The following is a 10,375-nucleotide window of genomic DNA, read 5'->3' as shown; positions in this document are numbered from 1 at the left end:
CACGGCGGCCGGAGCCGGAACGGGGACGAGCATCGGCGCGGGCACTGGCGCGGGTGCGGCCGGGAGGCGCTGCGGGGCGGCGGTCCGCTGGGTGAGGATCGCGCCCGGCAGCAGCACCACCGCCTGCACTCCCCCGTAGATCGACTCCCGCAGGCTGACCCGGATGCCGTGCTTGTCGGCGAGCCGCGCCACCACGAACAGCCCGATCCGGACGTCGTCGGCCAGCGCCATGAAGCTGAAGTCCGGCGGCTGGGAGAGCATCCGGTTGACCCGGTCGAGCTGCTCCGGTTTCATCCCGAGCCCCTGGTCCTCGATCTCGAACGCCACGCCCTTGCCGACGACCACGCCGCGCACCTGGACCCGGGATTCGGGCGGCGAGAACGACGTCCCGTTGTCGACCAGCTCGGCCAGGAGATGCCCGACGTCCGCGACGGCCGAACCGTCCAGATACAGATCGGGCAGATGCGCCATGGTGACCCGTTTGTAGTCCTTGGTCTCCGAGACGGCGCCGCGCACCGCGTCCTGCAGATGGACGGGGTGCCGCCACTGCCGGCCGACCTGCTCGCCCCCGAGGATGATCAGGTTTTCGGCGTTGCGGCGGGTGCGGGTGGCGAGGTGGTCGAGCCGGAACAGCCGGTCGACGAGGTCGGGGTCGTCCTCGGAGCGTTCGATCCGGTCGAGCTCTTCGAGCTGCCGGTGCACGATCGCCTGGCTGCGGTGCGCGATGTTCAGGAAGACGGTCCGGACTCCGTGCCGGGTCTTCGCCTCGGTGATCGCGGCGGCGAGGGCGGTGCGCTGGGCTTCGCCGAACGCGCGGGCGACTTCGCCGAGCTCGTCGGCTCCGGCCTCGGGCTGCGGCAGGTCCTGTTCGGGATCGACGCGTTCGCCGCGTCCCGCCCTGGCCAGGAGGGCGGGCAGCCGGTTCTCGGCGAGGTCGACGGTCTGTTCGCGCAGCGCCGTCAGCCGGCCGATCAGCCGGGACGCCGACCGGTAGGCCAGGAACGCCAGCAGCCCGGTGAGCAGGGTGACGCCCGCACCGATCTCCACCGACAGGACCAGTTTGTCGCGTCCGCTCTGCTCGGTGAGCTCCGAGGTGTGGACGGCGTGCGCCAGATAGATGTCCTTGATCTTCTCGAACACGGTGTTGGCGGCCTGGTCCCAGGCGAGCGGGTCGAACCTCTTGCCGTCGATCAGCGCGTCGTCGCCCGCGAGGAGCGCCGCCCAGTCGGGTGATTCGACGAGCCGGGCGAACGCCGTCTGCCCGTCGACGCCCAGGTTGACGATGACGGCCGTCGGCGGCTCGTGGTAGCGGGCGACCTGCGCGGCGAACGTGGCGACCGCCGCCTTGTCGTTCGGCTTGCCCAGCACATAGCCGCCGATCGCGTGGGCGCGGACCACGGAGTCGAGCACGAAGTACAGGTCGGAGGCGACGATCTGCCGGTATCCCGCTTCGGCGCTGCCCGCGATCGTCGCGAGCCGCTTCGAGCTGTTGCCGACGACGTCGAGCATCCGGTTGTAGAACGCGAAAGTCTCCAGGGGGGCGGCGCGGCCGGCGTCGAGCTTGGTCCGCATCTGGCGGAGCAGCACGTCGCGCTGCTGCAGCTCGCCGAGCTGCGCGGACATGTCCGGCGCGTACTCGACGAGCTGTTCCGCGTGCCGGATCACGGCCACACCGGCCTGGTCGACCGCGCCGCGGGTGAGGGTGAGCTTGTCCCGCAGGTCGGCGCGGCCGCCGAGGATCGCCATGGTGAGGGTGCGTTCCACGCCCAGGGCCCTGACATAGTCGCTGGTGGCGGCGAAACCGTCCCGGCGCACCTCGGAGAACCGGATCGACCGGACCCCGTCCCGGATCAGGTACCCCGAGAAGATCAGCCCGGCGAGGAAAGCGGTGAGGCAGGGCACGAGCGCGATCCGCAGAATCCTGGTCCGGATCGAGCGGGTGCGCCGATGGCTCGGCCGCCTGAAGAACTGCCGCACAGGACCTCCTCGGCGGGACGCGGCTTGAGCTGTTGGCGCGATGATTCCCGGCGCGCGACGGGGCGAATAGTCAGGGTGAGGGCTTGACATTCGGGCCCACCCGATGTTCCCGACAATTCACGATTGTTATTCGACCAGGCCAGCCCGGTCAGGTAGCTTTTCGGATTCCCGGTGGAGCGTTCGGATGACGGGATTTCGGATGACGGGATACGGATCATGAGCGAAGCGGTGCGCATCGAACTGAACATTCAGGGTGCGGAGCTGTCCAAACGGACCGCGATCCTGCGGACCCACGTGCCGGCCATCGCCGACGAGGCCGCCGCGGAGATCATCCGTCAGACGCCCGAGTACGCGCGCCCGCACGACCCCCACTACGCCGAGATGATCAGGCACGCGACCTTCTGGGTCCTCGACCATTTCATGGCGCTGATGGGCGATCCGACGCTGCCGTCGGGGGATCTGCTGCGTTTCTACCGCGACATCGGCTACGGGGAGGCGCGGGAGGGCCGCAGCCTGTTCCCGCTGGCCGACAGCCTGCGGATCGGGGCGGGCGTCGCCCTGCTCCGGCTGACCGAGGTCGCCGACACGCTCGGCATGGACGCGTCGTCGCACACCATGGCGCAGATCGCCGAAGCGACCCTCACCTACCACCGCTACCTCATGGCCGTCGCTGCCGAGGGGCACGCGGAGGCTTCCGCGATCGCCGGCAACCGGTTCGACCTCGGCAAACGACGGCTGGTCGATCTGCTGATCTCCGACGACCCCGACCCTGACAAGATCGAGACGTTGGCGCGGGAGCTCCGCTGGCCCGTCCCCGCGAAGATCGCGGCGGTGGCGCTGACCAAGCTTCCCGGCCGGGTGTTCCCGCCCGACATCCTCACCGGCTACCACCTCGAAGCCCCCTACCTGTTCGTGCCCGACCCGGAAGGCCCCGGCCGTCGCGCCGCCCTGGAGGAGATGCTCGCCGACGTGCACTGCGCCGTCGGCGTCGAGGTGGCGCCCGCGCAGACCGCGAAGTCGATGCGCTGGAGCCGTCAGGCGCTCACCCTGATCGACAACCGGGTGCTGCCCGGCGTGGGCCCGGTGTTCGCCGGTGACCATCTCGCCCTCCTCATGCTGATGCAGGATCCCGATCTCGCCGCCCACGCCATCGCCCGCCGGCTCCGGCCGCTGTTCGAGACCAGGGAAGCGACCAGGCTCGACCTCGCGCTCACCCTCAACGCCTGCCTGGAGCACCGGTTCAACGCCACCGAGGTGGGCCGCCGGCTGCACCTGCATCCGCAGACCGTCCGCTACCGGATCCGGAATCTGCGGGTGCTGTTCGGCGACCAGCTCGACGACCCCGCGCTCCATCTCGAACTCCACATGCTGTTGACGCTCTGGCTGACCGGCCAGCGGGCCGAGGAGACGCCGCGGAGCGGGGAGTGAGCTCCGCGACGGCCTCCTTCGACTACATCGGGCAGGTCGCCAGGTAGGTGTCGAACGCCGAGTTGGGGGCGGCCGGTCCCGGGCAGAGGAACTGGTTGTAGCGGGTGTCCTCGTCCACGTACCGCTTCAGCCACGAGAGCGTCAGCTTGGTGACCCGCTTGTCCGGGCTGATGTAGGTCATGTGGCCCGCGTTGTTCAGCTTGGCGTACGCCTTCTCCGGCGCGTTGTTGATCCCGTCGTAGAACGGCCGGGCGTGCTGGCCGTCGGGCGCGATCCAGTCGTTGTCCGAACCGAAGATCAGCACAGGCGACTTGACGTCGTTCAGCGGGGCGTTCACATGCCACGGGGCCAGCGCCACGGCCGCCTTCAACTCCGGCCGGTCCGCGACGGCGCGCAGGGTGCCACCACCCCCCATCGAATGCCCGATGACCGCGAGCCGCCCCGCGTCGACCTGGCCCTTCACGGCACTCGCACCGGTCAGATAGTCGAGCGACGCCAGAAGCTGCGCGCCCCGCGCCTCCGGACTGTCGAAGATCGAGACAGGATTGAGGGTGAACACGACGAACCCGTTGGACGCCAGCATCGGCCCATACCAGTCGATCGCCGACTTCGACTCGAGGAACCCGGGCACCACCGCGACCGCCCCGAACGTCTCCCCCGACGCCTTCGGCGCGTAGATCGTCCCGTTGTTGAATCCGGCGCCGCTGTTCTTGGGAACGTCGGTCTTCACGACCTCATACCCGCCCTTAGCGGCGGTAACGCTCGCCTCCGTCGGGTCGGGCCCTTTCTCATACCCGGCCGCCAGAGCCGGCCCCGCGAAACCGGTGAAACCACAAGCCAGAATCGCGGCACCAGCCGCCACCGCCGAAATCCGCTGCCTCATCCGCACGTCAGTGCTCCTCTCACTCCTGGGGATCAGCAGTGAGTGTGAACCGCCGCGCTTTCCACAACCTGTGAGTTCCGGACAGATTTCCCCACCCAAAGCACCGCCCCCGCGCAAGCAGGGAGACCGGCCAGCCACCTCCGATCCACAGATCCCGCGCGAACACCGGGGCATCACCGTGCGCGCGTGTCCGGACGGTCGGCTACCGACCGCCGACTTCAGCGCGCAGGGCTTCCGCGAAGTCCCGCCAAGCGTTGGGTGTGAAGCGAAGCACGGTGTCGGTGGGGCGCTTGCTGTCGCGGACTCCGATGTAGGAGGCCAGGGGGGCAAGCTCTACGCACTCGCCTCCCGCGCCGTTGCTGTAGCTGCTCTTACGCCAGGCAGAGTGGGACGGGGCAGGAGCGGGCATATGCGGCCCTCCTCCTCTCGTATGGTGCTAGGTCATGCTGCTGAGTACATCGGCGATGAACCGATCCGATGCCTCAGGAGACAGAGCCGACGCGCGTAGGTGGTCAATTACCAGCGTATACCGCGCGATGTCCGCCGCCTCCTCCAGATATTGGCTGGTGGTGAGGTCCTCGATGTACACGATGTCGCGATCTCCGATGTCCGGGAACCTCATGAGCGTGAAGGACGTGCCCATGGAAGCGTGCGCGCCCCCCGCGAACGGCAGAACCTGCAAGGTGACGTTCGGAAGTGCCGCCACCTCACGCAGATGGACGAGTTGAGCCCTCGCCACCTCCAAAGAGCCGACGACGCGGCGGAGAACGGCCTCATCGAGGATCAACCAGTACTGCAGAGGCTCCGGGCGCGTGAGAATCGCTCGGCGGGTAGCCCTGGCCGTCAGCTGACGGTCGATCTCATCCGCTTCGATCGTGGGCTGATGGGCGCGGATGACGGCCGAGGCGTACGGGTCGATCTGGACGAGGCCGGGAACCAGCTGGTTCTGGTAGGTGATCAGTGAGCGCGCGCCGTCCTCAAGCCCGACGTAGTTGTGGAACCACGCTGGCAGGGCGTCAGCATAGGAATGCCACCATCCCCGGTGGCTTGCCTGGCGGCGCAGTGTCGTCAGCGTGTCGCGGAGATCCGCCGGGACGTCGAACGCGTCCAGCAGCTTTTCGAGGTCGTCGGCCTTCACTCCGACTCGTGCCGTCTCGATGCGGCTGACCTTCGCCTCCGACCAGCCCAGCCGCTTGCCCACCTCGGCGCAGCTGAGGCTTCTGTCCTCTCGCAACTTGCGGAGTGCACTGGCCAGTCTCCGACGACGGGCCGTGGGGCTCGACCTTGCGACCACGAACATGACCTCCACACATACCAGTTGACTAGGAATCTGCATGTTGCCACAAAATCTGCAAGATGCAGTCTACGCTGCAAGCAAGACCAGTGGCACTATGTCAGCTTCCGGCGACTACGCGCAGTCGAACCACGCAGCTGACCAGGAAAAGGTGGTGACGCGATGGCAGACACGAGCGAGCACGACAGAACTCCGACACACAACGTCCAGAGCTTTCCGTCCGAGGAAGTGAGCGTCGGGGCGGCTCGCCGGTTCGTCCGGACGAGCTTGCGGGACGCCGGGTTCAGCGAACCCGCCGTCTACGCGGGAATGCTGATCACGAGCGAGGCCGCAACGAACGCGGTCAAGGAGTCGGCTAAGCGGGCCGACGCTGGCCAGAGGGAACCCGAACCGTTCACCGTTCAGATCGACTTCCTGCCGTGCAGCGCGGTCATCCATGTCATCGACCGCTACCCGACCAGCGTGGTTCTTCCAGAGCAGGGAGCGGCGGCCGACCACGATGTTGATGCGGAGAACGGCCGCGGCTTGGAGGTCATCGCCGAATACGCCACCGCTTGCGGGGTCATGCGGATCACGCCCCAGGGCAAGGCCGTCTGGGCGAGAGTGGACAGTGCCACCTGAAACTGCGAGTTCCGGACAGATTCCCTGCCCGAGGCGCCGCCCGCGCGCAAGCGGATCAGACGTCGCCGATATGGAGGTCGCGGCCCGCGACATAGGTGCCGGTTTGGTGGAAATCGTTGCCGGCGACGGCGCCGGAGTCGGCGACCTGGAGGTGGTGGGTGATGAGGGGGGCTAGCTCGCGGGCGAAGGCCGGGTCGGATTCTAGGAGTTCGGTGAGGACGCCGCGGAGTGCTGCCAGGCGGGACTCGCTGTCCGGTTCGGCCTCTGCCCGGTCGAGGGTCGCCTCCTCGTAGGGGTGCCCGGTCACCCGGCCGCGGATCGTCCGGTACAGCTCGGTGACGCGCTGTGCGGCCCCGTCGGAGGCGGCCTCACCGATCCGGGCGAGACTTCCGCCCGCGATCTGCCCCAGGTAGGGGGCGAGCGCGGTCACGGCCGCGGCGGCCAGGGTGATCGGTTCCATCGGGTTCTCCGGTCAGGGTTGGGGAAGGCCCAGGCGGGTGAGGATCGCGGTCGCGGCGGCGGTGCGGCCCGAGTCGGGGTCGAGCGCGGCCAGGCCGAGCAGGGCCTGCGCCTCGCCGTAGGGGTCTTCGGTGCGGCGGAAGCAGGACAGGGCCGTCTCGTAGTCGTGGCGTGCGGCGGCCGGGTCGGTGACGGCCAGGTCGGCGCGGGCCAGCAGGGCGGTCGCCTGGCCGTGGAGGCTGCCGATGGTCTCGAAGTGGCGGAGCGCCTCGTCCAGGAGGGACGGGTCGGCGGTGAGGCGGGCGAGCTGGACGAGGGTGGTGCCCTCACCGTCGGCCTCGGGGACCTCCATCGCGGCGAACAGGGCGTTGGCCTTACGGAGCTGGGCGGCGTCCTGGCGGGCGACGCCCAGATGGGTGAGCGCCCACGGGATGCCGTAGCCGTCGCCGATCCGGTCGAACAGCACCAGGGCCCGCTCGCCGAGGCCGATCGCCTCCTCGGTGCGGCCGTACTGGCGGACGATCCGGCCCAGATGGTTGTGCGCCCACGCCTGGCCCTGGGGATGCTCGATCTGGGTGAACAGGCCGAGCGCTTCGGCGTAGTGGTGGCGGGCGTCGTCCAGCCGCCACTGCGCGCCGCGCACCGACAGCAGGTTGTTGTGCGACCAGCCCTCCGCCGCCCGGTCCCCGACCCGGTGCAGCAGCTCGATCGCCCGGACCAGGGTGGCGGCGGCGCCGTCCAGATCACGACGCCAGAACTGGACGTGGCCGAGGGTCCGCAGCACCAGGCCCTCGCCGTGCTCGTCGCCGTCGGCGCGGAACAGTTCGGCGGCCTCGTCCAGGCAGGCGACCGACTCCTCGTAGCGGTGGGTCTCGCGGTACAGCGTGCCGAGATGCGACAGGACGTCGGCGCGTTCGGGCAGGCCGTCCAGCAGGCGGAGCGCCGCCACCGACTCCTCGACGGCCTCCGTCAGCCGCCGCTGCAACCGCAGCGGCCACGACCGCGCGTACCGGGCGACGCCCAGCGCGACCCGGTCGCCGCTCTTCGTCGCCGAAGCGATCGCCAGATCGGCGCCCTCCAGCCAGTCCGCCCAGTGGCCGCGGACCTCGAAGAACCCGCCGAGCTGCGCGACGATCCGCCACGGCAGATCATCACGGCCCGTCTCGGCGGCCTGGCGGATCGCGGCCGTCAAGGTGCGGTGCTCGGCGTCGAGACCGGCCAGCGCGTCCTCGTACCGGCCTTCGTCGACGCTGCGGCGGCCGTCGACGCCCACATGCCGTCCCCACCGGGCCGCCGACTCCACGCACCAGGCGAGCGCGCGGTCCACCGCGGCGTCCCGGTCGGCGGCGGTGTCCTCGGCTTCGGCGCGTTCCTGCGCGAACACCTTCATCAGATCGTGGAACCTGGCCCTGGTCTCGCCGACCGGCTCGATCAGATGGGTGTCGAAGAGCTCGGCGAGCGCCTCCGACCAGGCTTCCGTGCCGTCGACGGCCGCGGCCAGCTCGTCACAGAAATCCGGGACGGCCACCAGGCTCAGCAGCCGGAACAGCCGCGCCGCCGCAGGGGTCAGATCCAGATAACTCAGGGCGAAACTGGCGCGCAGATCCTGATGGTCGGAGCTGAGGACGTCCAGCCGCTTGGCCGCCAGCCGCTGGGCGAAACTGGCCAGCGAAAGCCGTCGGTTCGACGGCCTGCCGAGCTGCGCACCCGCCATGTGCAGGGCGAGCGGCAGCGCACCGCAGAGCCGCACGATCTCACGGGCCGCCGCCGGATCGGTGCCGATCCGCGCCGTCCCGACGCGCTCCTCCAGCAGCGTGTACGCCTCGTCCTCCGGCATCCGGCCGAGGTCGATCTCGCGGATCCCCTCCAGCTCGGCGAAGCTGCGCCGCGACGTCATCAGCACACCGCAGTCGTCGCGGTCGGGCAGCAGATCCCGCACCTGCGCCGCCGAGGTGACGTTGTCCAGCACCAGCAGCGTGCCCTCGCGCAGCTCCGCGTGGAACAGCTCGATCCGCCCCGCCAGGCTGTCGGGGATCCGGCTCTCGGCGACCCGCAACTGCAGCAGCAGCCGGAACAGGACCTCGTGGGCGTCGAACTCGGGCAGCCCGGCCTGGCTCACCTCGAGGAACAGCTGCCCGCCCGGATAGTCGGCCGCGACGTCACGGGCGACGCACAGCGCCAGCGCCGTCTTCCCGCTGCCAGGACCGTTGGTGACGTTGACCAGCGGATACGGATAGGCGCGGTGGTCCATCCAGCCGCGCAGCCGCTCCCGCTGAGCGGCCCTGCCGACGAAACCCACCGCGGCGCGGCGCTTGCGGGCGGCGGCCTCACGCTGCCTCGGCACGTCGGCGCCGTAATGGTGGTGGTTGACCGTCCCGATATGGGTGTCTCGGCCGGCGACCACATGGCCGCTCTGGTGCACATCGCGCCCTGCTGACGCTCCAGTGCCGGGCTGGGGGCTGTCCGGATCGGCCATGGGACCAGTCTCCGAGATTCCCGGGCCCCCTGTCCACGAGAACTTCCCGCGACGGCCGTGACTCTTGGGCCGGTTGTGGACGATACTGCCGCCATGCCCGATTCTCCGCTTGTCATCGCGCTGATCTCAGAGCACGCCAGCCCCCTGGCGGACGACATCGGCGGCACCGACTCCGGCGGGCAGAACGTGTACGTCCGGGAACTGGCCCTCGCGCTGGCGGCCCTCGGCCACCGGGTGACGGTCTACACGCGGCGCACTTCACCGCGGCAGCCCGGACGGGTGGCCCTCGCGCCCGGCGCTGACGTCGTCCATGTCGCGGCGGGGCCCGCGCGGGAACTGCCCAAGGAGGATCTGGCGCCGCTGATGGGCGACTTCGGCGACCAGCTCGCCCTGCACTGGCAGGAGAACCCGCCGGACCTCGTCCACGCCCACTACTGGATGAGTGGGATCGCGGCGCTCGCCGGGGCGCGGCGGACGGCCATCCCGGTCGTCACGACCTTCCACGCGCTCGGGCTGGAGCGGATCGCCCACCACCCGGAGCAACAGCGACAGGCGCACCGAGAGAGAGAGAGAGAGAGAGAGAGAGTCGGATCGGAACGGGCGGTCGGGCAGATGTCGGACGCCGTCATCGCGCTCACGGCCGAGGAGGTCGGATATCTGTCCGACCAGTACGGGGTGCCAGCCGCCAAGATCTCGGTGGTGCCGGTCGGCGTCGATCTGGGACGGTTCGCTCCGGACGGCCCGGTGTGGGAGCGGACGGGACGGCCGCGGATCGTCGCCGTCGGCCGGATCGCCGCCCGCAAGGGCCTCGCGACGGTGCTGGAAGCGCTCACCCGGCTGAGTGACGGGATCGACGCCGAGCTCGTCGTCGCCGGAGGGCCCGCGCCCGAACGTCTCGACTCCGACCCGGAGATCCGTGCGCTCCGCGCCGTGGCGCGCGTGCTCGGCGTCGAGGACCGTGTCATGTTCCTGGGCCGGGTTCCTCATGAACGGGTGCCGGAACTGCTCCGCTCCGCCGATGTATTCGTTTGTGCGCCGCACTACGAGCCTTTCGGAACCGCTGCGTTGGAGGCGGGGGCGTGTGGTGTGCCCGTCGTCGCGACGGCCGTGGGCGGGCTCCGGCAGCACGTCCTGGACGGGAGAACCGGGCTGCTCGTCCCCCCGGACGATCCGACGGCGCTCGCGACCGCGCTGTCGGCCGTCCTCGCCGATCCGGCGCGGGGCGCGGCCATGGGCG

9 protein-coding genes are annotated in these 10,375 nt (G+C 69.9%); 3 read left to right on the top strand and 6 right to left on the bottom strand.

What is annotated here, in order from left to right:
• Positions 1 to 1,977, bottom strand: a 1,977-nt coding sequence (locus ACYVE7_RS20640; protein ID WP_460366600.1) for a sensor histidine kinase, incomplete at its 3' end; no start/stop codon positions are given.
• 216 nt (positions 1,978 to 2,193) lie between these two features.
• Here ACYVE7_RS20640 and ACYVE7_RS20635 point away from each other — a divergent pair.
• The gene (locus ACYVE7_RS20635) at positions 2,194 to 3,405 is read left to right on the top strand and encodes a helix-turn-helix domain-containing protein (RefSeq protein ID WP_460366599.1); all 1,212 of its coding nucleotides are present in this window, start codon (positions 2,194 to 2,196) and stop codon (positions 3,403 to 3,405) included.
• A 22-nt stretch (positions 3,406 to 3,427) separates the two neighbouring features.
• Here ACYVE7_RS20635 and ACYVE7_RS20630 read toward each other — a convergent pair whose 3' ends face one another.
• From ACYVE7_RS20630 to ACYVE7_RS20620, 3 genes are all read right to left on the bottom strand, one after another.
• On the bottom strand, positions 3,428 to 4,288 hold the full coding sequence (locus ACYVE7_RS20630) for an alpha/beta hydrolase family protein (protein WP_460366598.1): 861 nt from the start codon (positions 4,286 to 4,288) through the stop codon (positions 3,428 to 3,430).
• A 202-nt stretch (positions 4,289 to 4,490) separates the two neighbouring features.
• Positions 4,491 to 4,697, bottom strand: a complete 207-nt coding sequence (locus tag ACYVE7_RS20625; RefSeq protein WP_460366597.1) for a DUF397 domain-containing protein — start codon at positions 4,695 to 4,697, stop codon at positions 4,491 to 4,493.
• A gap of 27 nt (positions 4,698 to 4,724) precedes the next feature.
• A complete protein-coding gene (locus ACYVE7_RS20620) occupies positions 4,725 to 5,588 on the bottom strand; it encodes a helix-turn-helix domain-containing protein (protein WP_460366601.1) in 864 nt (287 codons plus the stop codon).
• Positions 5,589 to 5,744: 156 nt separating this feature from the next.
• Here ACYVE7_RS20620 and ACYVE7_RS20615 point away from each other — a divergent pair, with 156 nt between their 5' ends.
• Complete coding sequence (locus tag ACYVE7_RS20615; RefSeq protein ID WP_460366596.1) at positions 5,745 to 6,203, top strand: ATP-binding protein; 459 nt, start codon at positions 5,745 to 5,747, stop codon at positions 6,201 to 6,203.
• Between the two features lie 55 nt (positions 6,204 to 6,258).
• Here the strand turns inward: ACYVE7_RS20615 and ACYVE7_RS20610 are convergent, their stop codons facing one another.
• A complete protein-coding gene (locus tag ACYVE7_RS20610) occupies positions 6,259 to 6,663 on the bottom strand; it encodes a hypothetical protein (RefSeq protein ID WP_460366595.1) in 405 nt (134 codons plus the stop codon).
• A gap of 12 nt (positions 6,664 to 6,675) precedes the next feature.
• Positions 6,676 to 9,138: a tetratricopeptide repeat protein gene (locus ACYVE7_RS20605; protein ID WP_460366594.1), complete on the bottom strand. Its 2,463-nt coding sequence runs from the start codon at positions 9,136 to 9,138 to the stop codon at positions 6,676 to 6,678.
• Positions 9,139 to 9,231: 93 nt separating this feature from the next.
• Here ACYVE7_RS20605 and ACYVE7_RS20600 point away from each other — a divergent pair.
• Positions 9,232 to 10,375, top strand: a 1,144-nt coding sequence (locus tag ACYVE7_RS20600) for a glycosyltransferase (RefSeq protein WP_460366593.1), incomplete at its 3' end; no start/stop codon positions are given.

Source organism: Actinocorallia lasiicapitis (assembly GCF_054778695.1).
This window is presented reverse-complemented; position numbering and strand designations above follow the sequence as displayed.

Coding starts and splice junctions, on each gene's coding strand:
- ACYVE7_RS20635 (WP_460366599.1), top strand. CDS start 2,194: ATGAGCGAAGCGGTGCGCATCGAACTGAACATTCAGGGTGCGGAGCTG.
- ACYVE7_RS20630 (WP_460366598.1), bottom strand. CDS start 4,288: ATGAGGCAGCGGATTTCGGCGGTGGCGGCTGGTGCCGCGATTCTGGCT.
- ACYVE7_RS20625 (WP_460366597.1), bottom strand. CDS start 4,697: ATGCCCGCTCCTGCCCCGTCCCACTCTGCCTGGCGTAAGAGCAGCTAC.
- ACYVE7_RS20620 (WP_460366601.1), bottom strand. CDS start 5,588: ATGTTCGTGGTCGCAAGGTCGAGCCCCACGGCCCGTCGTCGGAGACTG.
- ACYVE7_RS20615 (WP_460366596.1), top strand. CDS start 5,745: ATGGCAGACACGAGCGAGCACGACAGAACTCCGACACACAACGTCCAG.
- ACYVE7_RS20610 (WP_460366595.1), bottom strand. CDS start 6,663: ATGGAACCGATCACCCTGGCCGCCGCGGCCGTGACCGCGCTCGCCCCC.
- ACYVE7_RS20605 (WP_460366594.1), bottom strand. CDS start 9,138: ATGGCCGATCCGGACAGCCCCCAGCCCGGCACTGGAGCGTCAGCAGGG.